This window comes from Variovorax sp. GW821-FHT10D07, from assembly GCF_059415325.1.
In genome coordinates, this window is record NZ_JBWKMZ010000016.1 from 1 (window position 1) to 25103 (window position 25103).

General features: G+C 71.8%; 18 protein-coding genes. 8 read left to right on the forward strand and 10 right to left on the reverse strand.

Annotation, left to right across the window (positions count from 1 at the left end; translation table 11 throughout):
* Positions 1-320: 320 nt before the first annotated feature.
* Both AC07PU_RS34490 and AC07PU_RS34495 read left to right on the forward strand, forming a co-directional pair.
* Positions 321-2237 carry an ATP-binding cassette domain-containing protein gene (locus tag AC07PU_RS34490; RefSeq protein WP_093356049.1) on the forward strand — a complete coding sequence of 639 codons (1917 nt, stop codon included), beginning with the start codon at positions 321-323 and terminating at the stop codon, positions 2235-2237.
* Between the two features lie 93 nt (positions 2238-2330).
* The gene (locus AC07PU_RS34495) at positions 2331-4106 is read left to right on the forward strand and encodes a phospholipase D family protein (RefSeq protein WP_296780278.1); all 1776 of its coding nucleotides are present in this window, start codon (positions 2331-2333) and stop codon (positions 4104-4106) included.
* A 25-nt stretch (positions 4107-4131) separates the two neighbouring features.
* On the opposite strand, the gene AC07PU_RS34500 is transcribed toward AC07PU_RS34495, so the two are convergent.
* The 4 genes from AC07PU_RS34500 to AC07PU_RS34515 form a co-directional block, all read right to left on the reverse strand.
* Positions 4132-5037, reverse strand: coding sequence for a copper chaperone PCu(A)C domain-containing protein (locus AC07PU_RS34500; RefSeq protein ID WP_093356042.1), 906 nt, complete (start codon positions 5035-5037; stop codon positions 4132-4134).
* A 44-nt stretch (positions 5038-5081) separates the two neighbouring features.
* On the reverse strand, positions 5082-7376 hold the full coding sequence (locus AC07PU_RS34505) for a TonB-dependent receptor (RefSeq protein ID WP_495322815.1): 2295 nt from the start codon (positions 7374-7376) through the stop codon (positions 5082-5084).
* A gap of 117 nt (positions 7377-7493) precedes the next feature.
* On the reverse strand, positions 7494-7865 hold the full coding sequence (locus tag AC07PU_RS34510) for a DUF2946 family protein (RefSeq protein ID WP_057597421.1): 372 nt from the start codon (positions 7863-7865) through the stop codon (positions 7494-7496).
* Positions 7866-7876: 11 nt separating this feature from the next.
* Positions 7877-9148 (reverse strand): TraB/GumN family protein, encoded by a 1272-nt coding sequence (locus tag AC07PU_RS34515; protein ID WP_495322691.1) that lies wholly within the window; start codon positions 9146-9148, stop codon positions 7877-7879.
* Positions 9149-9283: 135 nt separating this feature from the next.
* On the opposite strand from AC07PU_RS34515, the gene AC07PU_RS34520 reads away from it, so the two are divergent.
* The gene (locus AC07PU_RS34520; RefSeq protein WP_093356034.1) at positions 9284-9697 is read left to right on the forward strand and encodes a VOC family protein; all 414 of its coding nucleotides are present in this window, start codon (positions 9284-9286) and stop codon (positions 9695-9697) included.
* Positions 9694-10902, forward strand: coding sequence for a toxin-antitoxin system YwqK family antitoxin (locus tag AC07PU_RS34525; RefSeq protein WP_495322692.1), 1209 nt, complete (start codon positions 9694-9696; stop codon positions 10900-10902). Before AC07PU_RS34520 ends, AC07PU_RS34525 begins: the two co-directional genes overlap by 4 nt.
* A 19-nt stretch (positions 10903-10921) precedes the next feature.
* Here the strand turns inward: AC07PU_RS34525 and AC07PU_RS34530 are convergent, their stop codons facing one another.
* The 3 genes from AC07PU_RS34530 to AC07PU_RS34540 are packed head-to-tail and all read right to left on the reverse strand — an operon-like array spanning position 10922 to position 13936.
* Positions 10922-11896 (reverse strand): Bug family tripartite tricarboxylate transporter substrate binding protein, encoded by a 975-nt coding sequence (locus tag AC07PU_RS34530; RefSeq protein ID WP_208513617.1) that lies wholly within the window; start codon positions 11894-11896, stop codon positions 10922-10924.
* A 19-nt stretch (positions 11897-11915) separates the two neighbouring features.
* On the reverse strand, positions 11916-12137 hold the full coding sequence (locus AC07PU_RS34535; RefSeq protein WP_057597424.1) for a hypothetical protein: 222 nt from the start codon (positions 12135-12137) through the stop codon (positions 11916-11918).
* A complete protein-coding gene (locus AC07PU_RS34540) occupies positions 12134-13936 on the reverse strand; it encodes an FAD-dependent monooxygenase (protein WP_495322693.1) in 1803 nt (600 codons plus the stop codon). The genes AC07PU_RS34535 and AC07PU_RS34540 overlap by 4 nt, the downstream gene beginning before the upstream one ends.
* An 88-nt stretch (positions 13937-14024) precedes the next feature.
* Between AC07PU_RS34540 and AC07PU_RS34545 the strand changes: the two genes are divergently transcribed.
* Entirely contained in the window at positions 14025-14810 is a 786-nt protein-coding gene (locus tag AC07PU_RS34545; protein WP_093356030.1) for a response regulator transcription factor, read from the forward strand.
* A gap of 7 nt (positions 14811-14817) precedes the next feature.
* On the opposite strand, the gene AC07PU_RS34550 is transcribed toward AC07PU_RS34545, so the two are convergent.
* The gene (locus AC07PU_RS34550) at positions 14818-15915 is read right to left on the reverse strand and encodes a fumarylacetoacetate hydrolase family protein (RefSeq protein WP_495322694.1); all 1098 of its coding nucleotides are present in this window, start codon (positions 15913-15915) and stop codon (positions 14818-14820) included.
* Between the two features lie 132 nt (positions 15916-16047).
* Between AC07PU_RS34550 and AC07PU_RS34555 the strand changes: the two genes are divergently transcribed.
* Positions 16048-17238 (forward strand): DUF3108 domain-containing protein, encoded by a 1191-nt coding sequence (locus tag AC07PU_RS34555; protein WP_495322695.1) that lies wholly within the window; start codon positions 16048-16050, stop codon positions 17236-17238.
* A 117-nt stretch (positions 17239-17355) separates the two neighbouring features.
* Positions 17356-17634, forward strand: coding sequence for a BTH_I0359 family protein (locus AC07PU_RS34560; RefSeq protein ID WP_057597632.1), 279 nt, complete (start codon positions 17356-17358; stop codon positions 17632-17634).
* Between the two features lie 54 nt (positions 17635-17688).
* On the opposite strand, the gene AC07PU_RS34565 is transcribed toward AC07PU_RS34560, so the two are convergent.
* Positions 17689-18744 carry an AbrB family transcriptional regulator gene (locus AC07PU_RS34565; protein WP_431510586.1) on the reverse strand — a complete coding sequence of 352 codons (1056 nt, stop codon included), beginning with the start codon at positions 18742-18744 and terminating at the stop codon, positions 17689-17691.
* A gap of 71 nt (positions 18745-18815) precedes the next feature.
* Here AC07PU_RS34565 and AC07PU_RS34570 point away from each other — a divergent pair, with 71 nt between their 5' ends.
* Positions 18816-19667: a ChaN family lipoprotein gene (locus AC07PU_RS34570; protein WP_431510587.1), complete on the forward strand. Its 852-nt coding sequence runs from the start codon at positions 18816-18818 to the stop codon at positions 19665-19667.
* A gap of 93 nt (positions 19668-19760) precedes the next feature.
* Here the strand turns inward: AC07PU_RS34570 and AC07PU_RS34575 are convergent, their stop codons facing one another.
* The gene (locus AC07PU_RS34575; protein ID WP_495322696.1) at positions 19761-25088 is read right to left on the reverse strand and encodes a beta strand repeat-containing protein; all 5328 of its coding nucleotides are present in this window, start codon (positions 25086-25088) and stop codon (positions 19761-19763) included.
* Positions 25089-25103: the final 15 nt, after the last annotated feature.

A 25103-nucleotide genomic window follows, 5' to 3' on the forward strand; every position in this document is an offset into this window, starting at 1 on the left:
TTCAACCACCAGCAGAACAACTTCCGTCATCCGCCGCTGAAGCCGTCCAGCGAAGCCCTCGATTATGCACAGCTTTTTCAACTTGCGTCAACTTCGAGAGAAGTTTTTTCGACTGCTTCATCAACCTGCCCTCGGCTTTCGCCTTCGGGCCTGTCGACCTGATTTTTGCGTTGCCGCATCGTCAGCCGAGCCAGCGAGTATATGCCATTTATCCAGCCCTGCAAGAGCGCTGCAAACAAATCGACCGCCCGGCTTTCCTGCCTGCGGCAGCGCTACGCGCTGCCGCAGGCAGAACAGGCTCCTCGGATAATCCGCCCCACATGGCACTCATCACACTCCTCGACGCCCAACTGGCGTTCGGTCACGTCCCGCTGCTCGATCACACGGACTTCTCCCTTCTCGAATCGGAGCGCATCGGCCTGATCGGCCGCAATGGCGCGGGGAAATCCTCCCTGCTCAAGATACTGGGGGGACTGGAAAAGCCCGACGACGGCGCCCTCCAATACCAACAGCACCTGCGCGTCTCCTATGTGGCGCAGGAACCCGCCCTGGACATGGAGGCCGACGTGTTCACCGCCGCCAGTGCCGGTCTGTCCGAGGTGATCGCCGTGCGGGACCTCTATCTATCGGGCGCAGACGGCCTGGACCTGGACGCCCTCCAGTCCCAGATCGAGGCCTTCGACGCCTGGAACTGGGAGCAGCGTGTCGAAGAGACGCTGCACCGTCTCCATTTGGACCGCAATGCCCGCGTCGGCAACCTGTCGGGCGGCACCCGCAAGCGGGTGGCCCTGGCCCAGGCCCTGGTCGCGGCGCCCGACGTGCTCCTGCTCGACGAGCCCACCAACCACCTGGACCTCGACTCCATCGAGTGGCTCGAGCAGCTGCTGATCGACTTCAAGGGCAGCGTGGTCACCGTGACCCACGACCGCAGCTTCCTGAACCGCGTTGCCACCCGCATCGTGGAGCTCGATCGCGGCAAGCTCGGCTCCTACCCCGGCAACTTCGAGCAGTACCTGCTGCAGAAGGAAGAACAGCTGGCCCAGGAAGCGGTGATCAACGCCAAGGCCGACAAGCTGCTGGCACAAGAGGAGGTCTGGATCCGCAAGGGCGTCGAAGCCCGCCGCACCCGCAGCCAGAGCCGCATCGGCCGCCTCGAGGCCCTGCGCGCCAACCGCACCGCCCGTCGCGAGGTGCAGGGCAGCGTCAACATGGACGTGGCCACCGGCCAGGCCAGCGGCAAGATCGTGGCCGAGCTGACCGAAGCCTCCAAGTCCTTCGGCGAGAAGACCGTGATCCGCAACTTCAGCGGCACCATCCTGCGCGGCGACAAGATCGGCCTGCTTGGCCCCAACGGCGCGGGCAAGACCACGCTGCTCAAGCTGATCCTCGGCGAGCTCGAACCCGACAGCGGCAAGATCCGCCGCGGCACCAACCTCGAGGTCGCCTACTTCGACCAGATGCGCGACAAGCTCGACCTCGACGCCACGCTCGAGGACTTCATCAGCCCCGGCAGCGAATGGATCGAGATCGGCAGCCAGCGCAAGCACGTCAAGAGCTACCTGTCGGACTTCCTGTTCTCCCCGGCGCGCGCCAACTCCCCGGTGCGCTCGCTGAGCGGCGGCGAGCGCAACCGGCTGCTGCTGGCGCGCCTGTTCGCCCGCCCGGCCAACGTGCTGGTGCTCGACGAGCCGACCAACGACCTGGACATCGACACGCTGGAACTGCTTGAGGGCCTGCTGCAGGACTACGACGGCACGGTGTTCCTCGTGAGCCACGACCGCACCTTCCTCGACAACGTGGTGACCAGCACCATCGCCTACGAGGGCGACGGCCGCTGGCGCGAGTACGAGGGCAGCGTGCAGGACTGGCTGATCCAGTCCCGCCGTGCGCGCGAGATCGCCGAGCAGCGCCTGGCCGCGGCCGCCACGCCCGCCGTGGCGCCGCCCCCGCCTGCCGCCAGCGCTGCCAGCCCCGCGCGCCCGGCCGCGCCCCCCGCCGGAGCGCCGCGCAAGAAGCTCAGCTACAAGGAACAGCGCGAGTTCGACGCCCTCCCCGCACTGATTGAAGCGCTGGAAAGCGAGCAGAAGCGCGTCGCGGAAATCCTGGCGCTCGACGGCGGTGCGATCTACGCCACCGACGCCTCGCGCGCCACCGAGCTGGCGGCCCGCCATGCCCAGATCGACGACGAACTGCTGACTGCGATGGAGCGGCAGGAAGAACTGGGCGCCAGCCGCTGAGTCCGCGTGCCGTCCGACGCCGGACGGCCGCGACCTCGGCTATACATGCGGCACCCAGTCCAGACAACAGAAAGCGCCGGGGGAGTCCACCGCATGCCGTTCATTCCAGCGTACCTCGGTCGTTCGACGGCGGCGGCCCTGCTGCTCGTCCTCGGCGCCTGCGCCCAATTGCCCCAGAACGTGGACCGCCCGGTGTCCACCGCGCTGGCCGCCCCGGCCGGCACGGCCCTGGCCACGCTGGTCCAGGAGCGCCGCCGGGCCGATGCGGCGCGCTACGAATCGGGCTTCCTGCTGCTCGCGGGTCCGCAGGCGGCCTACGGCAGCCGGCTGGCGCTGATCGACGGCGCCCAGAAGACGCTGGACCTCCAGTACTACGCCATCCACGTCGATGCCAGCACCGGGCGCCTGGTGCGCGGCCTGCGCGCCGCGGCCGAGCGCGGCGTGCGGGTGCGCATCCTGCTCGACGACTTCCACAGCACCGGCCGCGACGCGCTGGTGCTGGGCCTGGCCTTCGTGCCGAACATCGAGCTGCGGCTGTTCAACCCGCTCGCGGGCGCGCGCGGCTCGACCTTCAGCCGGCTTCTGAATTCGGCCGGCGACGCCTCGCGCATCCAGCAGCGCATGCACAACAAGCTGTTCCTGGCCGACAACGTGCTGGGCGTGACCGGCGGGCGCAACCTCGGCGACGCCTACTTCGGCAATTCGCTCAACGGCAACTTCATCGACGTCGACGTGCTCGCGGCCGGCCCGATCGTGCAGGACCTCTCGCGCAGCTTCGACAGCTACTGGAACAACGAGCGCGCCTACCCGGCGCAGTCGCTGGTCTCGCGCGAGGAGCTGCAGGCGATCCGCGACCGTGCGCGCCAGACCGACCAGGAGCTGGCCGAGGAATCGGCCCGCGCGCGCGACCCCGCCACCGCGAACTCCGGCGACCAGCCCAAGCCGCCCGACGGCGAGCCCCGCCCCGACGGTCCGCCCACCGCCGAGCAGCGCGCGCGCGCCTGGGACGAGAAGCCGCTCGACCTGCGCAGCGCCCGCTTCGTCTGGGCGCCGGCCGCGATGCTGGCCGACCAGCCCGGCAAGATTCCGGCCGACGTGCCCGGCGGCCCGGACGGCGCGCGCGCGCCCGGCCTGGTGGTGAGCCAGCCCGAGGACAAGGCCGGCGTGTCGCGCAGCGCGGCCGCGCTCACGGCCGACTCCGACCTCGCGGCCGGCAGCGAGACGGTGGTCGAGGGGCTGCTGCAGCTCATCGGCCAGGCGCGCTCCGATCTGCTGATCATCTCGCCCTACTTCGTGCCCGGCGCCGACATGAAGCAGGCCTTCGCCGCCGCCCGCGCGCGCGGCGTACGCATCCGGGTGCTGACCAATTCGCTGGCCTCGAACGACGCGCCGGTGGCCCACGTGGGCTACGCGCGCCATCGCGAGGAGCTGCTGAAGATGGGCATCGGCCTGTACGAGCTGCGCAGCGAGCAGGCCGGCCTGGGCAGCGCCTTCGGTGGCTCCACCGGCTCGACCGGCGGCAGCAGCGTGACCGGCGAGTCGCGCGCGATGCTGCATTCGAAGGTGCTGGTGATGGACGGCCGACTGCTGGTGGTCGGCTCGATGAACCTGGACCTGCGCTCGCAGCTGCAGAACACCGAGATCGCGCTCTTGATCCGCAGCACCGAGCTGTCGCGCCTGGCGGCCGAGCAGATCGAGCGCGGGCTGCGCGAGCGCGCGTGGCATGTCGAGCTCGTCGACGGTTCGCTGGTCTGGCACGCGCCCGAGGGCAGCGGCCTGCCCGACAGCCGGACCGAGCCCGATGCCAGCCTGAGCCTGCGCCTGCTGCTCAAGCTCTTCGGGCCGCTGGCGCCGGACCAGTTGCTCTAGTCAGCCCGGCGCCGCGGAAGCGGCCTCAATGCTTGTGCTGATGCGCCGCCCCGCCCGCGTCGGCGCCGGCCGGCGCGCCCACGGGCAGCGTGACGTCGAGCGCGGTCTTCACGCCCTTCGCGTCCTCGAACTTCAGGGTCAGCGGCACGTTCGTGCCCTTGGCGACCGCGCCCTTCAGGTCCATCAGCATGACGTGGAAGCCGCCCGGCTTCAGCTCCACCGTCTGGCCGGCCGGCAGGTCGAGGCCGGCGCTCAGCTCGCGCATCTTCATGGTGTCGCCTTCCATCTTCATCTCGTGCACCTCGGCCACGCCGGCGGCGGGCGTGGAAATGCTCACGAGCTTCGTGCCCGTGGGCGAGGTCAGCTTCATGAAGGCACCGGTGCCGCTCTGGCCCGGCACCGACTGGCGCACCCAGCCGTCGCGCACGTCGACCGTGGCCACGCCCTGCGCCACCACGTCCAGCTTCGCGGCCGGACGCTTCAGGCCCGCGGTGGAATTGCCCGAGGCCGGCACCTCGGCCCAGTCGGCGCTGCCCACGTCGCAGGTCTGCAGCACCTTGAACCACAGCGTGCCCGGCGTGGCCGGCGCCTTGCCGCGCACCACGAACTCGGCCTTCTCGCTGCCGGGCAGCGCGGCCTGCGCGTTCTCGGCGGTCCAGCGCACCTCGCCGCCAGCGCCCTTCTGCACATCGAGCTTCCAGCCCTTGCGCGCCTGCGCCTCGCTCAGCACGAAGCCCGCGGGCAGCTTCACCGCCAGGCCGGTGGTGGCCTTGGCGCCTTCGCAGGCATGGCCGACGCGGAAGGCGGCGTCGTAGTCGCTGCCCACGGTGACGCCGCCGGGCGGCAGCGTGACATGGGCCAGCACGGCGGCGGCGCTGCCGGCCAGCAGGACGGCGGCGGCGACGGTGCGCAGGGTGAGGTGACGGTTCATGAGAGGTACTCCTTGAGGAAAGACGGTGAAAGACAGGGCAGGCGTCAGAGGTCGAACTTGAGTTCGCCCACGTAGGTCCGCTGCGGATAGGGGTGGAAGGCCCAGTACTTGTTGTTGTTCAGGTTGTCGATGCCGAAGGATGCGCTCCATTGGCGGTCGATGCGGTAGCGCACCCGCAGGTCGGCCACGAAGAACTTCGAGAAGCCCATGTAGGCGAAGCCGTTCGGGTCGCTGTTGTCGAGCGTGCCGTACTGCTTGCCGCTGTAGCGCATGCCCAGGGTGTAGCTCCAGTTGGCGTCGGGCCGGTAAGTGGCCAGCAAGGTGGCGCGCACCTTGGGCACGCGCGGCTGCTGCTGGCCGACGCTGGCCGGAAAGCCGCGGTTGGCCGTGATCTTCGAGTTCGCGAGGGTGAGGCTGCCACCGAGGTCGAGGCCGCGGATGCCGACGTCGGTGGCGTTCAGCGCCACCTCGAGCCCGCGGGTGCGGATGGCATCGACGTTCTGCACCGTGCTCACGAGGTTGGTCAGCGCCTGGCTGTAGAGCGCGTCCTTCGTGCGCTCGAAGAACAGCGTGGTGCGCAGCACGCCGTCGAGCCCCCAGCCATCGAGGCCGCGTTCGGCGCTGAGCTCGGTGGTCCACGAGCGCTCGGGCCGCAGGTTGGGGTCGGTGTTGACGATGCGGTTGCCGTCGATCGAGCCTTGGTAGAGCTCGCTCACGGTCGGCATGCGTACCGCGCGGCCGGTCGAGGCCTTGAACAGCCAGTCGGATGTGGCCTGCCAGGCGATCGCGGCCTTGGGCGAGTCGTAGCTGTTCCTGCGCGGCGCGAAATCGAGCAGCCGGGTCGCGTTGCCGAGCTGGCCGCCCCAGGCCTCCCAGCGCTCGTGGCGCAGGCCCAGGGTGGTCTTCCAGTCGCGCGCGAAGCGCCAGGTGTCCTGCAGGTAGAGCGACTGCAGCCGCGTGTTGCCGTTGAAGGCCGAGAACGGCGTGACCGGCGGGCCGCCGATCCAGTCGAGGGTGTTGCCGACGCTGGTGCGCAGCTTGGCCGTGTCCTGCTGGAAGCCGAAGTCGACCACGTGCGCGCCCACGCCCTCGGCCGAACCGGTGGGCCGCCAGGTGCCCGCGGCCTTGAAGGTGCGCCAGCCGCTGCCGCCCATGTCGGTGGTGCGGCCCGGCCCGCCGAGGAAGGCGCCGGGCAGCGGCGTGGTCGGCGTGCGCGAGGTGTCGCTCGCGTAGTCGAACAGGCTGGCCGCCACCTCCCAGTCGAACACGCCGCCGCTGTGGCTCTTGACCGAGAGGCCGTGCATGTAGTGGGTGAGCCGGGTCTCGGTCGGCACCAGCGCGCCGCTCGGTGCGTCGAGGTTGTAGCTGCGCCCGGCGATGTTGACCCGCCCGCCGTAGACCGGCAGGCCCAGTGGATCGCGCAGCCAGGTGTCGACGCTGCCGTGCGTGGTGTTGTTCCAGGCGCCCAGCGTGTAGGTGGCGCGCACCGTGGGCGAGAAGTCGTAGGCCAGCTTGAGCTTGGCCTGTTCCTGCGTGGTGTCGTAGATCGTCGCGCCGCCGACCAGCCACCAGGGCTGGTTCGAGGGATTGAGCCCCAGCACCGCGCCGGTGACCGGGGTGCCGGCATTGCCGAGCGTGCCCGCGCTCAGCAGCCGGTTGCCGAACACCAGCGCCTGGCCCTTGCTCTGGGTACGCGAGGCGCTGAGCCACCACGACCAGTCGCCGCTGCGGCTGCCCAGCGACAGGTCGAGCTGCTGGCCGGCCGGCGAGGAATGGCTGTTGTAGAGATCGAAATTCGAGACGAAGCCGCTGAGCTTGACGTGGGCCTCGAACTTCTCGGGCATGCGCGTCACGTAGTCGACCACCGCGCCCACCGAGTTGCCCGGGTAGGCGGCCGAGAACGGCCCGTACAGCACGTCGACGCGCTCGATCTCCTCGGGCGAGACCATGCCCCAGCGCGGCGCGTAGGTGGCGCCGTTGCCCAGCGGGTTCGACAGCATGATGCCGTCGGCGTAGACCATCGAGCGCGCGCTGTTGCCGGTGCCCGAGGCGCGCGTGGCCAGCACCGCGTGGTTGAAGTCGCCGATGTAGCGCTTGCGCACGACCAGGCTCGGCAGGTACTTGAGCGCGTCCTCGCTGTCGGTGGCGTTCACCGTCTCGACGATCTGCGCGTGCGTCGTGCCTTCGATGGTGGTCGGGATCTGCGCCGGCAGCGAGGTCGGCCGGCCGCCGGTGACGGTGATGGCGCCGAGCGCTCGTTCGGCGCCGGCCGTATCAGCCGCCGGCGCGGTTTGCGCCCAGGCGGGCGCGCCGAGCGAGGCGCTCAGCGGGAATGCCATGGCGATCGCCACGGCGCGGGAATGCTTGTTCACAGGGACGCTGCTCCACGAAACGCTGGCCAGGAAGGACCGGAGACGCCCGTCGAACGGGCGCATCCAGCCATAGACTCGAGGGTTTCAGGAGCGCGAAGGCGGTCCGCGCGCGGGCAGCGGCGCCGCGGTGGCCGCGGCCAGGCGCGCGGCGGGAATCGGCTGGAGCACGCGCCCCAGCGGCAGGGGAAGGTCGAGGGTGGCGACCGGCGGCACCGGCGGCGGCGCGCCGGTCAGCACGCACAGCGGGCAGTCCATGTGCGAGACGCCCATTTCCTGCACGCCGTCCTCGGTGTGGACCACCGCCTTGACGGCGCCGGCGCTCGAGCAGACCAGCTCGATCGCCTGCGGATGCACCAGCGGCGAGGCGATCGCCGCGCCCAGCGAGAGCGCGAACCACAGCAGCACCCAGCGGCCGGCGAGGCCGAGGAAGCGGGTGTGGCGGCGCATCAGGTGCATGGCGGGCGCGATTATCGGCGCGTTTTGGACGCGGCGGGCTTGGAGGACGCCTTCGCGGCCGGCTTGGCGGTCGACTTGGCCGGTGCCTTGGCTGCCGGTTTGGCGCCCTTCGGCGCCGCCTTGCCGCCCTTGACCGGCGCCGCCGCACGCGCGCCCGCCTTGCCCCGGACCGGCGCGGCCTTGGCCGAGCGGCCGCCGCGCGTGGCGCGCGCCGAACGCACGGGCGGTGCCGCCGCGGCTTCGGCCTCGGGTTCCTCGGCCGTTGCGGGCAGCGTGCCGCGCTCGCCCGGCAGCACCTCGGACACCGTGAAGCCCTGCGCCGCCAGCAAGGTCGGCAGGCCCTGCGCGCCGATCATGTGCAGCGCGCCCACGGCCGCGAACACCCGCTGGCCGCCCTCGTGCATGCGCGTGATGCCGGCCGCCAGGATCGGGTTGCGGTCGTCGAGCAGCCGCTTCATCAGCCGTTGCTCGGCCGGCGTGCGCATGCAGTCGCACCATTCGGGGAAGCGCGAGAGCCGCGCGAGGTCGCCGCGCGCCCAGGCGTCGGCCAGCTCCTTGAGCTGGGTGCGCAGCTGGCCCGATTCGAGTTCGTCGAGCGCCGAATCGATCTGCGCCGCCTCCTCCTCCTCGGAGCCGCCGGTCAGCATCTCGAGCTGGGCGGCCGGGTTCTCGAGCGCGAACACCGGCTTGTTGGCGTTGCGCGCCCACACGGCCAGCATCTCGTCGATGCCGAAGTCGGGATAGAGGCCGTCGGCCCGCCCGGCCAGGCCGGTCAGCGCCGTCACCTGCAGGATCGGCTGCAGCGCCGCGTTGGCGCCCGGCGTCACGCAGGCGATCTCGTTCTGCCGCGCCAGCCGCTGCGCGCGCTCGCCGCTGAGCAGCCGCGCGACCAGCGCCGGGTCGGCCGGCTGGGTCAGCGGCTTCATCGCGGCGGGATCGCGCACGTCGATCTCGAGCGCCAGCGCGTCGCTCTGGCCGAGCGCGCGCTGCACGGTCGGGCCGGGGCGCAGCCAGGGTGCGCGCCCGAGGTGGATGGTGCCGTACAGCCACGAGGTGCGGCCGTCCTTCTCGATGCGCCACAGCAGGCCGCGGTCGGCGCCGCTGCGCTGGTCGCTCGAACTGCGCGAACGCTCCAGGCTGCCGATGGCCGAGGGCGGGCAGGCCGCCTGCGCCGCCACGCCGGCCAGCGCGCAGCAGGCGCCGACCAGGGCCGGCAGCGCGCCGCGCGCCCAGGAGAAGGAGAAACGGAAGGAAGAGAGGAAAGAAGAGGAGACCAGGCGCATGCGCCGTGCCGACCGATCGGCCGGCTTGTCGATTTCGCGCCTCGGTGCAACCAGTGCCCGGAGTATCCGCAAGGCTCGCTCCATGAAGAAAGAAAGTCCGGCATTACAACAGCACCGCTGCCCATAATCCGGAACATGCAGAGCATCTTCCATCTCGCCTTCCACGTGCGCGACCTCGACACCGCACGCCGCTTCTATGGCGAGGCCCTCGGCTGCACCGAAGGCCGCAGCACCGACACCTGGGTCGATTTCGACTTTTTCGGCCACCAGATCTCGCTGCACCTGGGCGAACCCTTCGCCACCACGCGCACCGGCCGCGTCGGCGATGCGATGGTGCCGATGCCGCACTTCGGCATCGTGCTGGCCCTGCCCGACTGGCAGGCACTGGCCGCGCGGCTCGAGGCCGCCGGCACCGACTTCGTGCTCAAGCCCCAGGTGCGCTTCGAAGGCCAGCCGGGCGAGCAGTGGACCATGTTCTTCTGCGACCCCTTCGGCAACCCGATCGAGGCCAAGGGCTTCCGCTCGCTCGACGCGCTTTACGACAAGTGACCCACGCTCCGGTCCGGCCGGTCGGTGTTCCGCGGCTCGCGGCGCGGCTGGCCCTGGCCGCGACGCTGGCCCTGCCGCTGCTGTTCGGCGCCACCGCCGCGCGCGCGGCGCAGGACTGCGAACTCAACGGCCAGCCGGTCAACCCCGCCAACGGCAGCGAGACCGCGCGCAAGACCGGCGTGCTGCGCTGCAAGGACCGCGGCAGCGGCCAGCTGCTGCGCGAGGAGCAGATCCAGAACGGCGTCTTCATGGGCCTGGTGCGCGTCTACGAGAACGGCCGGCTCGCGAAGGAGCACACGCTCAACGCCAAGGGCAACATGCACGGCCTGGCGCGCGAGTTCGCGCCCGGCGGCCAGGTGCTGCGCGAGGCCACCTACGACGACGGCCAGGAACGCGGCCTGGTGCGCAGCTTCTATCCGGGCGGCAAGCTGCGCCGCGCCAGCTTCTATCCCGACCAGGGCGGCGACCGGGCCTCGGCCGAATTCACCGAGCGCGGCCAGCTCTCGGCGCTGCGCTGCGGCAACGCGCCGATGCTGGCGCCCGCGGCCGACGACGCGCGGCTGTGCGGCTTCGGCGGCGCGCCCTCGCAGGTCGAGCTGTTCGACGCGCGCGGCACCCTGCGCTCGCGCCAGTCCTACCTGGCCGGCAAGCGCGTGCGCACGCAGGATTTCTACGACAACGGCAAGCCCTCGCAGCTCGACGAGATCAGCGGCAACCAGCGCACCGAGCGCCAGTTCTCGTCCGAGGGCGTGAAGCGCCGCGAGACCGTGTCGCTGCTGGGGGCGGCGCGCTCGGCGATCCGCCTGCGCGACCAGGAGTTCTCCGAGCGCGGCACGCTGGTGCGCGACCAGCGCTGGAACAGCGCCGGCGAGCCGATCGGCGACGACAGCTACTACCTCAACGGCCAGCCGCACACCAAGTCGGTCTACAGCGGCGCGGGCAATGCACGCACGGTGCTGGTCACCGAGTTCCACGACAACGGCCAGCGCGCCGCGCTGGGCCGCTACCTCGTGGGCGGGCGCGGCGCGCGGCAGCTGCCGCAGGGCACGCACCAGCGCTTCGACGAGAAGGGCACGCTGGTCGCCGAATCGAGCTTCGACGCGCGCGGCCGCGTCACGCGCGAGCGCAGCTGGGACGAGAACGGCGAGCTGGTGCGCGACGACGAGGTGTTCGAGGACGGCTCGCGCAAGGCCTACGCGCGCTGAGAGCCGCCCTCCGGGGCGATCAGTCGAGCTTGATGCCTGCCTGCTTGATGATCGGGCCCCAGCGGTTCGACTCCGCGCGCGACAGCGCCGCGAACTGCGCGGGCGTGCCGGGCATGGCTTCCATGCCGAAGTCCTCGAAGCGCTTCTGCACCTGCGGATTGCCGAAGGCGCGGTTGAGGTCGCCGTTGAGCTTGTTCACCACCGCCGCGGGCAGGCCGGCCGGGCCGAGCACGCCCTGGAACGCGAACACCTCGGAATTCGCCACGCCCACCTCGGCCAGCGTCGGCACCTCGGGCAGCAGCTTGCTGCGCGCGCCCGAGCCGATGGCCAGCACGCGCACCTTGTTGGCCTTCATGATCGACAGGCCCGAGGCCAGGTCGAGGAACATGCACGGCACCTGGCCGCCCATCACGTCGGCCATGGCCGGCGCGGCGCCGCGGTAGGGGATGTGAGTGATGAAGCTGCCGGTGCGCACCTTGAACATCTCCATCGCCAGGTGGTGCGGCGAGCCGTTGCCCGGCGAGGCGTAGTTGACCTTGCCCGGGTTGGCCTTCACGTAGGCCAGGAACTCCTTGAAGTTCTTGGCCGGGAAGTCCGGGTGCACCACCAGCGCCAGCGGGAACTTGCCGATCGCGCCGATGTAGCTGAAGTCCTTCTCGGGGTTGAAGGGCAGCTTGCCGAACAGGTGCTCGTTGAAGGCCAGCACCGCGTTGTCGGCCGACAGAACGGTGTAGCCGTCGGGCTTGCTCTTGGCGACCATGTCGGCGCCGATGTTGGTCGAGGCGCCGGGGCGGTTGTCGATCACGATCTGCTGGCCCAGCGTCTGGCGCATGGCCTCGGCCAGCGCGCGCGCGATCACGTCGGTGCCGCCGCCCGCGGGATAGGGCACCACCCAGCGGATCAGTTGCGAGGGATAGTCCTGCGCGCGGGCGAAGGGCGCGGCGGCCACGGCGGCGCCCGAGGCGAGCGTGGCAAGGAGGGTACGGCGGTCCATGAGGGTCATCTCCAGGTTGTCATTCGGTTGCGGACAGCGATGGTACGGGCAGCGCATGCAGCGCGTCGGCCAGCGCGGCGCGGCAGCGCGCCTCGTCGCCGACCTGCTCGAACAGCAGCAGCGCGAGCCGCGCGAGGAACAGCGATTCGCGCTCGGCGCCGGCCTCGCTGATGGCGTTCGCGCAGTCGGCGTAGAGGCGGTCGCGGGCCTCGGGGGCCAGGGTGGGAAGTGCGGTGGTCATGCGGCGAGGGGCTCCAGTTGCACGGCGGCGGCCGCGCGTTCGAGCGCGCGCGGCAGCGCGCCCGCGCTCAGGCGGCGCCAGCGCGCGGCCACGTGGCCGTCGGGGCGCAGCAGGTAGACGGCGCCCTCGCGCGCGCCCAAGGCCTCGAACACCTGCGCGTCGGCATGGGCATCGGCGGGGCCGTCGGCCGCGATCGTGCACAGCGCGAACGGCAGCGGGCCCTGTTGCGCCCGTGCGATGTCGCCGGCCGGCAGCTCGATGGCATTGCCGTTCGCGGGCCGCAGCACCAGCAGCGTGAAGCGCGCGCCGATCCGGTCGGTGAGATGGCCCTGCGCGAGCTGCTGCTCGGGCATCGCCTCGCCGGGCAGCGGGCCCGCGGGCAGCGCGTCGCCGTCCGCGCTCGATAGCGGCGAATCCTCGTAGCGCACCGCCTGCGTCTGGCGCGGATTGATCAGTTGCGCGATGCCGCGGTGCGCGCCCGACAGTGACAACGCGGCCTCGCGCAGCAGGTCGAAGCCGCGCGAGGGCGGCGACATGAACTCGGTGCTGCGCATCGCGTTCTCGGCATTGACGTGGAAGGCGGCGATGCGCTCGGCCGAGTAGCTGTCGAGCAGCGCGGCATCCGACAGGCCGCGCGCCACGAAGGCCAGCTTCCAGGCCAGGTTGTCGGCATCGTCGAAGCCCGAGTTGAGGCCGCGCACGCCGAAGATCGGCATCGCATGCGCCGCATTGCCCGCGAACAGCACGCGGCCATGGCGGTAGCTCGCGAGCGTCATCGCGCCGGCGCGGTAGACCGAGGTCCAGACCGTCTTCCACGGCAGGTGGCCTTCGCCGATCGCGTCGAGGTGGCGCTGCACGAACTCGGCCACGGCCGGCGGCTGCAGCGCCTCCTCGGTGCTCTGGCCGGCACGCAGCTGGTAGTCGATGCGCCAGATGTCGTCGGGCTGCCGGTGCATCAGCACGGTCGAGCCCGGATTCCACGGCGGGTCGAACCAGGCGCGGCGCTCGGTCGGGTGGCCGCTCTTCAATTCGATGTCGATGATCACGTAGCGGCCTTCGTAGCCCGTGCCCTCGAGCGCCAGGCCCAGTGCCTTGCGCACGAAGCTCTGGCCACCGTCGCAGGCCGCGAGCCACTGGCCGCGCAACTGGTACTCGCCCTGCGCGTTGCGTGCCTCGAGCAGCACGCCTGCGTCGTCCTGCGAGAGGCCGGTGAGCTCGGTGCCCCAGCGGATGTCGATCAGCCCCGGCGCCGCGGCGTTGCGGCGCTCGATCTCCTCGAGCAGGTAGTGCTCGGCGTAGTACTGCTCGAGGTTGATCATCGGCGGCAGCTTCTGCCGCGCGTCGTGCGGCATCTCGAAGCGGAACACCTCCTCGGTCTTGTAGAAGCTGCGCCCGCCGGTCCACGGCAGGCCCTTGGCCAGGAAGGCCGGCAGCGCGCCCAGCCGCGCCATGATCTCCAGGCTGCGGCGCGAGATGCAGGCCGCGCGGCTGCCGACGCAGACCGTGTCGTCGGCCTCGAGGATCACGCTGCGCACACCATGGTTGGCGAGCCCCAGCGCGAGCGCCATGCCGACCGGGCCGCCGCCCGCGATCACCACCGGATGGCTGCCGCCCGCCACGGCCTCGAGGCCGTCGGCCGCGAGCGCCGGCAGGCGCACCGGGTAGCGCGTGTAGTCGAAGGCGCCGACCGAGGGCGGCAGGCCGGCCGCTGCCGGCGGCAGCGGTCCGCCGGCGGCGTCGCCGGGGCGCGCGGCCGGCACAACCGGCGCGGGGTTCGAGAGAGCAACGGGGCGGTTCATGCCCGGGATTGTCCCGACGCGCCCGGCGCCGCATTGTCATAACTTCGTACGAAGTGTTTACCCGAATCCCCCGCCCTCTCCCCGCCCCATGAAACGCTGGCGCCTTCCGGCCGCGCCCGAGGCCACGTTGTCGGCCAGCGTGGTCGGCGACGTGCTCGCCGGCGTCGGCACGCCGCACCTCGCGGCCAGCTACCTCGCCGCGATGCAGCGCGTGATGCCGGTCACCTTCTGCACCGTGTTCGCGGTCGGCGCCAGCGGGCGCATCGAGACCGTGTCGGCCGCCAGCAGCTACGGCAGCACGGCGGAGCGCACGGCCGAGCGCTACGTCGCGCAGCGCTTCGACCTGCTCGATCCCAACATGGCCTGGCTGGCCGCGCGCAAGCTGCCGCGGCGCGCGCAGCTGTGGCTGGGCCACCAGCTCGGCGACGAGGTGGCCGACCCGGCCTACCGCGCCGCCTGCTATGGCGACGTCGGCATCCGCGAGCGCGCCTCGGTGCTGTTGCTGCTGCCCACGGGCCAGCGCGTGGCCGTGAGCTTCTACCGCAGCCTGGCGCAGCCCGAGTTCGGCGCCGCCGACTTCGCCGTCATCGAGCGCCACGCCACCCTGCTGGCCGACGCCACCACCGCCCATGGCCGCAGCGCCGTGGCGGCGCGCGAGGCCACGGCACCCGCGCTGGCCTCGCGGCTGCTCACGTTGAGCCTGCGCGAGCGCGAGGTCATCGGCCACCTGATGGCCGGGCGCACCGCGAAGGAGGCGGCGCGCGAGATCGGGGTCGAGCTCACGACCGTGCGCACCCACCAGTACCGGGCGTTCCGGCGGCTGGGGATACGGTCGCAGAAGGAACTGCTGCGTGGCTGGCCCGCGGCGCAGTGAGCGGGGGTCAGTCCTCGGAAGCCTGCGCCTCGGCCGCGTCGTCGGGCACGGCCACCGGCGCGGGCTTCGCGGCCTCGTCCGCCGCCGCCTTCGCGCGCCCGCCCGGCGCCACGATCTCCTGGTCGATCGCGCCGAACATCGAGCGGCCGTCGAGCCCCTTCATCTCGATGCGGATGGTGTCGCCGTAGCGCATGAACTCGGTCGAGGGCGCGCCGTCCTGGATGGTCTCGATGCAACGCTTCTCGGCGATGCACGAATAGCCGCGCGGCCATTCCATGCGGCCGTTCTTCTCCACGCCCTGGTTGCTCACGGTGCCGCTGCCGACGATGCTGCCGGCGCGCACGTTGCGCGTCTTGGCGACGTGGGCGATGAGCTGGCCGAAGTGGAAGGTCATCTCGGGACCCGCCTCGCACAGGCCGACCTTGCGGCCGTTCCAGTTGCTCTGCAGCGCGAGGTGCACGCGGCCGCCGGCCCAGGCCTCGCCGAGCTCGTCGAGGGTCACGGCCACGGGGCTGAAGGCGGTGGCGGGCTTGCTCTGGAAGAAGCCGAAGCCCTTGGCGAGCTCGGCCGGGATCAGGTTGCGCAGGCTGACGTCGTTGGCCAGCATCACGAGGCGGATGCCGTCGAGCGCCTGCTCGGGCGTGGCGCCCATCTTCACGTCGCCGGTGACGACCGCGATCTCGGCCTCGAAATCGATGCCCATGGCCTCGCTGGGCACGACCACGTCGTCGGTCGGGCCGATGAAGTCGTCGCTGCCGCCCTGGTACATCAGCGGGTCCTGATAGAAGCTCTCGGGCACCTCGGCATTGCGCGCCTTGCGCACCAGCTCGACGTGGTTGAGGTAGGCCGAGCCGTCGGCCCACTGGTAGGCGCGCGGCAGCGGCGCCATGCACTGGGCGGGATCGAAGGGAAAGGCATGGCGCGCGCGGCCGGCGTTGAGCGCGGCGTACAGGTCCTGCAGTTGCGGCGCCATGAAACCCCAGTCGTCGAGCACCTGCTGCAGGCGGTGGGCGATGCCGGTGGCGTAGTGGGCGAGCGTGAGGTCGCGCGACACGACGACGAGCTGGCCGTCGCGGGAGCCGTCCTTGAGGGTGGCGAGTTTCATGGTGCGGTGCTGGGAAAAAGGCGACGGGGCGCCGCGCCGGGCCGCGCGCCGCTCCCCTAAACTGGTTGGACGGGCGGCAGTGTACCGAGGTGGCTTCGATGAACCTCGGCGGCGACGCCCACTCCACCTTCCATGCCGACGACCGTCGCTCCGCCGTCCTCCGCCCTGGCGCCCTCCCCGGTGCCCTGGCGGCCTTCGTGGCGGGCGCTGGCGCTGCTGGTCCTGCTGGTGGCGCTCGCGCACATGGCGCTGCTGGGCCTCGCGCCGGCCGGGCTCGGGGCCGAGCCGGTGTCGCCGATCACCAAGTTCAGCACGCGCACCATCGTGATCGCGCCGCCGGTGGCCGAAACGCCCGCGGCGCCGCCACCGGCCGCGACGGCCCCGCCCGCGGCGACCAAGCCGCTGCGGCCGCGCGCGGTGCATGCGCCGCGGCCCAAGCCCGATCCGGTCCCCGCGGCAGCCGCGCCCTCGCCCGACCCCGCGCCCGAGGCCACGGCGCCCAAGGATCCCGAATCGCCCGACCTGGTGGCGCAGGCTGCTTCCGATTCAGGAGCAGCACCCACGCCCGAACCGCCCGCCAGCGCGGCCGTCGCCCCCTCGGCCACGCCGGCCAGCGCCCCCGCCGCCGGCACCGGCGAAGCGACCACCACGATGGCCGGCACCCAGTCGCTGCGCATCCCGGGCTCGGTCACGCTGGATTTCGAGGCCACGGGCCAGATCGGCGCCTCGCCGCAGCGTGGCGTGTTCGGCGAACTGGTGTGGCTGCACGACGGCACCCGCTACGACGGCCGGCTCACGCTCAAGGCCGTCTTCTTCACCCTGCTGAACTGGCGCAGCACCGGCCAGATCGGCCTGTCGGGCCTGGAGCCCGAGCGCTATTCCGAGAGCCGCAAGGCCGAGGTGGCCTCGCATTTCGCGCGCGACCGCGGCGAGGTGGTGTTCAGCAACAACACGCCGCCCGTGCCGCTCCAGCCCGGCGCCCAGGACCGCATGAGCGTGATGATGCAGCTCGGCGGCCTGCTGGCGGCCAGCCCCGAGCGCTACCCGGCCGGCACCCGGATCGCGATCCAGACCGTGGGCGCGCGCGATGCCGACGTCTGGGTGTTCGTGGTCGGCGACGAGGAGAAGCTGAGCCTGCCGGCCGGCGAGTACCTGGCGCGCAAGCTCACGCGCGATCCGCGCAAGCCTTTCGACCGCAAGGTCGAGCTCTGGCTGGCCCCGGCCTACGGCTACCTGCCGGTGCGGATCCGCCAGACCGAGCCGAACGGCGACTTCGCCGACGCCCAATTGCGCAAACCCCTACCCGCCGCACCGGCCGGTTGATGCGAAAAAGCACGCATCCAAACGTTTTAATGGCAACACGACAACCCATCTTGAAACTGGCGCGTTGATTGCTATGTAACCCTCATGAACGCCCTCGACATCCTCACAGGCCCCGCCATGAACATGCTTTACGACTCGGATTCCTTCGTCGTCGTGCACGTACAGCCGAACGAAGGCGAAGTTCCGGCCGAACCCAACGTGCCGGTGCTCGAGCGCCACGGTTTCGAGATCGTCGACAAGCGCTCCGGCAAGGAGCTCTACCTCGACGGTTCCTGGGCCGAGCTGTTCCGCCAGCAGATCGCGGCCTGGCAGCTCAACACGCCGACCCAGGAAGAGGTCGAGGACACGCTCGAAGGCTATGCCGAGCTGGCGCAGACGCCGCTTCTGGTGCACTGAGCCGAGCCCCGTGCCAGTAACGAAGCGCCCCGCGGGGCGCTTTTTCTTTGGGCCTTAGCGGTAAATCCAGCGGAACATCGGCCCCACCAGCAGCAGCACCGCCACCAGCCGGCAGACCTGGAACGCCGTCACCACCGGCACGCCGAGCTGCAGCACCTTGGCCGTGATCGACATCTCGGCGATGCCGCCCGGCGAGGTGCCGAGGATCATGGTCGCCGGATGCAGCCCAGTGGCCCAGGCCAGCAGCCAGGCCACGCCGGCGCACACCACGAGCATGGCCAGCGTGCCCAGCGTCACCGAGCCGAGCCAGCGCGGCGCGGTGTGCAGGAACTCGCGGCTGAAGCGCACGCCCAGGCTGACGGCGATCACCAATTGCGCGGCATTCGACATCCAGCCCGGCACCGCCGACAGCGACAGCCCGGCGACCGTGAAACCCATCGCGACCAGCAGCGCGCCCATGAACCACGGGTTGGTGCGGCCCAGCGCGCGCATCGCCAAACCGCCCGCGCCGGTGGCCACGGCCAGCAGCGCGAGGCCGCCGGGGTTCACCTCGCGCGCGCTCGGCGGGCTGATCTCCAGCCCGTGCAGCCCGCTCCACTGCATCGCGAACGGGATCGTCACCGTCACGATCAGCACGCGCAGGCTGTGGGCCGCGGCCACCAGATCGGTGCGCGCGCCCTGGGCCTCGGCCAGCAGCGTCATCTCCGAGGCGCCGCCGATCGCGCCCGCGAAGTAAGTCGTGGCTCTCATGGAACGCTCCGGCACCTGGGGCATGCGCTGTGCATGCAGGCCGTAGAGCCAGCGGCCGAAGCCCCAGCCCAGCAGCAGCGCCCAGGCGATCGCGAGCACGATCGCCCACCAGACGCTGGCCACCAGCGCGACCACGTGCGGCGTGAAGTACAGGCCCAGCGCGGTGCCGATGGTCCACTGCCCGGCATTGCGCAGCGGCACGTGGCTGGCCATGGGCGCGCCGGCGATCGAGGCCAGCGACACCGCCAGCAGCGGGCCGATCATCCAGGGCAACGGGGTGTGGAGCGCAAGGCAGATCTGGGCCGCCACGAAGGCGAGCAGCAGCGTGGCCAGCACGCGGACCGGGAAGGAAAGGGACACGCGGAACGGACGGACAGGCGGTAGGGGCAAAGGACGGCAGCGCGCGCGGCGCCGTTGCGTAGTATGGCGCGATGTCTTTCGCGCACCGGCCCGTCTCGTCCCTCCTGCTTGCTCTTCTCGGCAGCACCCTCATCGCCGGCTGCGCGGGCTGGCCCGGCGGCGCCGAGGCGCCCGACGCCCCCATCGCGCGCCGCGTCGAGGCCCTGCTGCCCACCGACGCCCTGCTGCTCGGCGAGCAGCACGACGCCCCCGAGCACCATGCGATCGAGCGCGAGACGGTCGAGGCGCTGGCCGCGCGCGGCCGGCTCGCCGCGCTGGCGCTCGAGATGGCCGAGGAAGGCAACGGCACCGCCCACCTGCCGGCCGCGGCCACCGAGGCCCAGGTGCGTACCGCGCTGAGCTGGAACGACAAGGCCTGGCCCTGGGCCGACTACGGTCCGGCCGTGATGGCCGCGGTGCGCGCCGGCGTGCCGGTGGTCGGCGCCAACCTGCCGCGCGCGCGCATGAAGGACGCGATGGCCGACGTCTCGCTCGACGTGCAGCTCAACGGCGAGGCCTACACCGCGCAGCAGGACGCCGTGCGCGAGGGCCACTGCAAGCTGCTGCCCGAATCGCAGATCGTGCCCATGACCCGGATCCAGGTCGGCCGCGACCGCGCCATGGCCCAGGCCATCGTCAAGGCGCGCCAGCCGGGCCGCACCGTGCTGCTGATCGCGGGCGCGGGCCATGTCGACCGCCAGCTCGGCGTGGCGCAGCACCTGCCGAACGAGGTCTCGTTCAAGGCCGTGCGCCTGCTCGCCGCGCCCGCCGGTGCCGACGCGGCATCGGCCGGCTACGACCGCACCTGGCGCACGCCGCCGCTGCCCGAGAAGGACTACTGCGCGGAGCTCCGCAAGTCGATGGGCCCGGCGAAGAAATCCTGAGCGACCCGGACGTGCGAAGGCCGCGGCAGGACGAGTGTCCGGCCGCGGCCTTCGTCTTTCTTCATGCGGCGGGCCCGCGGGCCCGCGCCCGCCTCAGCGCGACAGGATCGACGAGGTCGCCGAGTTGCCGGTGGCCGAGGCCGTGACCTGGTTGCCGGTGGTGCGCAAGGTGCTGCTGCCCACCGGTCCCACCACGCCGACGCCGAAGTTCACCGTCGTCACCGTGGCCGACACCGCGCCGCTGTTGACCTGGTAGTTGCCGACCGCCGCGCTCGCCGTGCCGGTGTTCAGCGCGGTCTGCGTCACGCGGTTGGTCGCGCTGTTGCCGAAGGCCTGCGCGCTCAGCGTGTTGCCGTAGACACCGACGCTGCCGTTGAGCGTGCCCGGGCCGGTCGCGTTGAGCGCCACCTGGTAGCTGGTGTTCGTGCTGGACGCGTTCACCTGCCCGCTGTTGGTCTGGCTGTTGAGCACGCCCACGCTGGCACCGAGGTTGAGCGCCAGCGGCGAGGCCACGAAGCCCACGCTGCCGCTCGGGGCCGCGCCGCCGTAGCTGCCGCCCGCGCTCGAGTCGACCAGGTTGGTGGCCGCGTTGCCGCGCGCCAGCGCCGAGGTGGTGTTGCCGTTGAGGGCCACGCTGCCCGCATTGAGCGGATCGGTGCCCGCGAGCGTCACGCCCGCGGCCGTGACGGCCGACGAGGTCACCACCGCGCTGCTGGTCTGCGCGTTCGACACCCCCACGCTCGCGCCCTGCGTCGCGTCGCCCGCCACCGTGGCGGCGTTGATCGCGCGGTTCGCCGAGGCCTCGGCCAGCGTGCTGTTGTTCGAGATCGTCACCGCGCCGTTGAACAGCCCCGCCGTGTTCGGCACCAGTCGGTCGTCGTTGTAGATCGCGGTGCTGGCGCTGCTGGTGACCGAGGTCGACGCGGCCTGGCGGTTCGCCACCAGGTGGTCGCCCGTGGCCGCCTGCCCGCCCGCCGCCGTTTCCGACAGCGCCACGGCACCCGTGGTCGCAGCCGGCTGCAGGTTGGCGGCCTTCACGTCGAGCGTGTTGGTCGCGTCGTTCATCACGCCCAGCGCCGTGTTGGTGTTGCCCGAGATCCGCACCGACGAGCCCGAGGATGCGGCCGGCGCGAACAGCTCGGCGCTCGAGCTGGCCGCGACCGCCGCCTGGCCGACCTGCGTCGACTGGACCACCGCGCGCGCATCGACGTTGGCGCCCGAGAGCGTCACGCCGTTGACCGTGGTGTTCGAGGCGGCGCGCGCGCTCTGCCGGTTGTCGGACACGCTCAGCGTCGCGCCCTGCACCGCGGCGGTGCCGGCGGTGTCGATGCCGATGCTGCCGGTCGCGATCGCGCCCACCGGGCCGGCGCCCACCTGCACGTTGACCAGCGCATGGTCGGCGCTCGCGAGCACCGCCGAGCCCGCGGCCGCGGTCCCCGCGGAGCCCGCCAGGCCGGTGGCGATGGCGCCGCCCTTCACCTCGATGCTGTTGGTCGACGCATTGCCGGTGGCGGCCGCGCCGGTGGTGTTGCCCTCGAGCGTGGCGCTGCTGTCGATCAGCGCGGTGGTGCCGTTCAGCGTCAGCCGGGTCGTGTTGTTGGCGACCCCGCCCACGGCGGCGCTGCTGGCCTGCGAATTCAGCAGGCCGGTGGTGGCGCCCTGCGACGCACCGCCCGTGAGCGACACCGCATTGCCCGCGCGGTTGCCCGCGGCCTCGGCCAGCGTCTGGTTGCCCGACATCGCGACCGCGCTGTCGACCACGCCCGGGCCGCCCGGCACGGCGCGGTCGTCGTTGTAGATCGCGCTGTCGGCGGTCGCGCTGGCCGAGGTGGCGGCCGACTGCCGGTTCATCAGCGCATGGATGGCGACCGTGCCCCCGTCGCCCGGCCCCGCGGTCTGCAGCACCAGGGTGGGCAGGATCGCGTTGGCCGTGGTGTCGGCCGCGACGGCGATGCGGCTGGTCGCGTCGTTGACCACGGCCAGCGCGCTGTTGGCGTTGCCCGAGATCGTCACCGACGCGCTCGACACCGAAGCCGGCGCGAAGGCCTGCACGAAGGAGCGCGCCTCCACCGCCGCCAGGCTGGCCTGGCCCGACTGCAGCGCCGAGGTGGCCGAGACGCTGCCGGCCGCCAGCGCGATGTCGTTGCTGGCGCTGTTGGCCACCGCCTTCGCGCTCTGGGCGTTGTTCGACACGCTGAGCGTGCTGCCGTTGACCCCCGTGCCCGGCGCGGTGTCGATGCCGAAGGCACCGGCCGCCTTGGACGAGATCGTCGCGGTGCTCAGCATCAGCTGCGCGTTCGACAGCGCATGGTCGCCGAGCGCGCCGGTCAGCACCGCGGCGTTGGCCGCCGCGGCCACCGGCAACACGCCGCCCGTGTCGATGGTGTTGCCCTTCACGTCGATGCCGTTGACGGCCGTGTTGCCGGTGGCCGCGCCGCGCACCGCGTTGCCGTCCACCGAGAGCTGCGAGTCGACGATGCCCTTGCCGCTGACCGCGAGCTGCACCCCGGCCTGGTCGGTCAGCGCGCCGCCCTCGAGCCCGAGCTCGGAAGTGGTCTTGGCGGTGGTGACCTGCAGGTTCTGCACCGCCGTGGTGGTGGCGATGCCGGCCGCGCCGAGCCGCACGCCGTTGACCGCGCTGTTGCTGGTCGCGGCGGCCGCGGTGGTGTTGTTGTCGGCATCGATCTTCGAGTTGCCGACGCCGAAGGCGATCTGAGTCAGCACCTCGGGCCCGCCGCTGCGCGTGGCCGCCACCGTGCCCTGGCCCGACTGCGCGTTCTGCACGCTGAACGAGGCATCGGTGGTCGCGACCCCGCCGGTGACGGTGGCGCCCGAGAGCACGAAGCCCGCCGTGTCGATCGAGGTGGCCGTCACGTCCACCGTGTTGCCGGTGGCGCGGCTGCCGTAGGCCAGGGCCTGGGTGGTGTTGCCGCTGCTCGAGACCGAGGCGTCCTGCAGGCCGCCGCCGACCACCGTGCGCACCACGTTGCCGCCGACCGTGTTGGCCTCGACCTTGGTGTTGGCACCGGCCACCGACTGCACGCTGGTCACGTTGGCGACCGAGGCGAAGTCGCTCGAGGCGATCTGGTTGGCCGCGAGCTTCAGGCCGTTGGCCGCGTCGTTGCCGTAGCTCGCGGCGACGAAGGCGTTGCGGTCGTTGCCGAGGCTGGCCGACGCGACGTCGCCGCTCACCGAGGCCGCGAACGAATTCACGCCGCTGGCCGTGGTGCTCACCGTCGACTGGATCGACTGGCTGCCGAGGATGGCGTAGGAGGCATTCACCGCCGGCTGCGTGGCCAGGCTGTTGTCGAAGGGCAGGTTGTTGCCGAGGTTGGCCGTGATGGTCGAGGCGACGTCCGTGGACGGGTTCACCGTGACGTTGCCGGCCTGCACGCCCAGCGTGCTGGTGGCCGAGTTGCCGTAGGCGATCGCGCGCTGCAGGTTATCGCTGACCGCGGCCGAGCCGCCCGACAGATTGCCGAACACGGCGACGCGGGCCTCGGGCACGCTGAGCACCGCGCCGACCGAGGAGGTGGCATCGTTCATCTGCACGCTGGCGATGCCGGCGCCGGTGCCGACCGCATTGCCCTTGATCGACAGGTCGCTGGTGGCGCCGCTGCCGACCGCCACCGCCTCCTGGCGATTGCCGGTGAGCGACAGCGCGCTGTCGGCCACCGTGGCCGGTCCGTTCGCGACCAGCCAGACCTTGGAGCCGCCGTTGATCGCCGTGACGGTGCTGCCGTTGTAGTTGCCCTGCAGGTTGGTCAGCGTGACGGCGCCGGTGGCCGACACGCGGCCGTCGGCGCTGGTGCCGCCGCCGAGCGCCACCGCATCGCTGCCGAGCGCCACGGTGTTGGCGTCGAGCGCCAGGCCCTGGTTGATCTGGTTGCCGCGCGCCGCGACCGCCGAGCTGTTGTTCGCCACGGTCACGGTGCTGGCCTTCGTCTGGCCGGTGGCATCGCCGGTCTGCACCGCGATGACGCTGCCGCTGGCGACGGCCGACACCGTCGATTCGGTGTTGGCCTGCTGGTTCGAGATGCCCGCCGTGCCCGTGAAGCTGGCCGCGGTGGTGCCGGGCAGGATCGCGCTCGAGGCGATGTTGCCGGTGGCCGCGGCGCTCACGCCGTTGTCCTTGAGCGTGACGCTGCCGCTGTCGATGGACTGCACGCCCGCCAGCACCTGGCCGTTGATGGTCTGTGCCAGCACGCTGGAGCGCAGGTTGCCCTGGCTGTTGAGCACGGCCAGGTCGGCATCGAGGGTGGTGGTGACGGCGGTGCCGCCGTGCACGCTGGCGTTGGCCGGCGTGAGGGGCGGGGTCGCGGCGACCACCGACACGCCGTTCATCACGATGCGGTTGCCCGCGCTGCCGGCGGTGGCCGAGAGCGCCTCGTTGCCGGTGGCGGCGCTCGAGATGGTGTTGCTCTGCACCGAGAGCGAGCCGCGCAGTTCGTTGACCTGGCCCGCCGGCGCGCCGGTGACCAGCGCCTGCACGGTCGAGTTGGTGTTGTCGGCCGCGTGCGTGACCGCCGCGAGGATGCCGTTGCCGTTGGCCTGCAGGTTCGACACCACCGCCGAGCCCGCGAAGCTCGGCGCCGCGCCCGACTGGATCTCGGCCGCGCTGCTCGCGCTGTTGCCCCGCAGCGTGGCCGACAGCGTGTTGCGGTCGAGCGTGGCGCCGGCGATCACGATGTTGCCCGGCAGCGTCGAGGTCAGCGCCAGGTCGATCCTGTTGTTGGTCAGGCCCGCGCCCGAGGCCGGGCCGGTGCCCAGCTGCAGCGAGGTCACGACGATGTTGCCCTGCGCGTCGAACAGCGGCGTGCCGCCCGGGTAGGTCAGCGCCGCACCGCCGGTGATGCCGACGGCGCCGGCCATCGCGCCGCCGGTCACCAGCGAGCTGCCCTTGTTGATCGCGGTCGAGGCCGAGATCGTGTTGTCGGTGGCGGCCGCGCTGCCGCTCGTGAAGTTGTTGAGCTCGACCGCGAGCCTGCTGTTGGCGACGCCGGCGGCGATCGATCCGCTGTTGGTGGCCACGCCCAGCGAGGCCGCGTTGTCGACCGGCGTGGAGGCCGGGCTGCCCGAGGCGGGCTGGATCGCGTTCGCGAAGTCGTTGCCGGCGGCGCTGGCGCCGATCAGGTTGCCGGTGGTGCTGGCCGCGATCGGGTTCGGATTGGCCGGCGTGCCGCTGACCGTGGTGCCGCCGACGGCGCCCGTGATCCCCGCCGTCACGCCGTTGGTGTTGGAGGGCTGCGAGTTCGCCGTCGACGCTCCCGACACCGAGCCGTTGAGCGTGTTGCTCACGGTGGTGTCGGCCGCCTGCGCGGCGCCGGCGGCGAGCAGCGCGACCGCGACCGCGGAACCGATGCGGCTGAGACTGGTGGCGGGCCTGCGGGCGCCCCGATTGCGGATCTTGCGAGCTTTCATGGCGTGACTCCTGGT

Coding starts and splice junctions, on each gene's coding strand:
- AC07PU_RS34490 (WP_093356049.1), top strand. CDS start 321: ATGGCACTCATCACACTCCTCGACGCCCAACTGGCGTTCGGTCACGTC.
- AC07PU_RS34495 (WP_296780278.1), top strand. CDS start 2,331: ATGCCGTTCATTCCAGCGTACCTCGGTCGTTCGACGGCGGCGGCCCTG.
- AC07PU_RS34500 (WP_093356042.1), bottom strand. CDS start 5,037: ATGAACCGTCACCTCACCCTGCGCACCGTCGCCGCCGCCGTCCTGCTG.
- AC07PU_RS34505 (WP_495322815.1), bottom strand. CDS start 7,376: ATGGCATTCCCGCTGAGCGCCTCGCTCGGCGCGCCCGCCTGGGCGCAA.
- AC07PU_RS34510 (WP_057597421.1), bottom strand. CDS start 7,865: ATGCACCTGATGCGCCGCCACACCCGCTTCCTCGGCCTCGCCGGCCGC.
- AC07PU_RS34515 (WP_495322691.1), bottom strand. CDS start 9,148: ATGCGCCTGGTCTCCTCTTCTTTCCTCTCTTCCTTCCGTTTCTCCTTC.
- AC07PU_RS34520 (WP_093356034.1), top strand. CDS start 9,284: ATGCAGAGCATCTTCCATCTCGCCTTCCACGTGCGCGACCTCGACACC.
- AC07PU_RS34530 (WP_208513617.1), bottom strand. CDS start 11,896: ATGGACCGCCGTACCCTCCTTGCCACGCTCGCCTCGGGCGCCGCCGTG.
- AC07PU_RS34535 (WP_057597424.1), bottom strand. CDS start 12,137: ATGACCACCGCACTTCCCACCCTGGCCCCCGAGGCCCGCGACCGCCTC.
- AC07PU_RS34540 (WP_495322693.1), bottom strand. CDS start 13,936: ATGAACCGCCCCGTTGCTCTCTCGAACCCCGCGCCGGTTGTGCCGGCC.
- AC07PU_RS34545 (WP_093356030.1), top strand. CDS start 14,025: ATGAAACGCTGGCGCCTTCCGGCCGCGCCCGAGGCCACGTTGTCGGCC.
- AC07PU_RS34550 (WP_495322694.1), bottom strand. CDS start 15,915: ATGAAACTCGCCACCCTCAAGGACGGCTCCCGCGACGGCCAGCTCGTC.
- AC07PU_RS34555 (WP_495322695.1), top strand. CDS start 16,048: ATGCCGACGACCGTCGCTCCGCCGTCCTCCGCCCTGGCGCCCTCCCCG.
- AC07PU_RS34560 (WP_057597632.1), top strand. CDS start 17,356: ATGAACATGCTTTACGACTCGGATTCCTTCGTCGTCGTGCACGTACAG.
- AC07PU_RS34570 (WP_431510587.1), top strand. CDS start 18,816: ATGTCTTTCGCGCACCGGCCCGTCTCGTCCCTCCTGCTTGCTCTTCTC.
- AC07PU_RS34575 (WP_495322696.1), bottom strand. CDS start 25,088: ATGAAAGCTCGCAAGATCCGCAATCGGGGCGCCCGCAGGCCCGCCACC.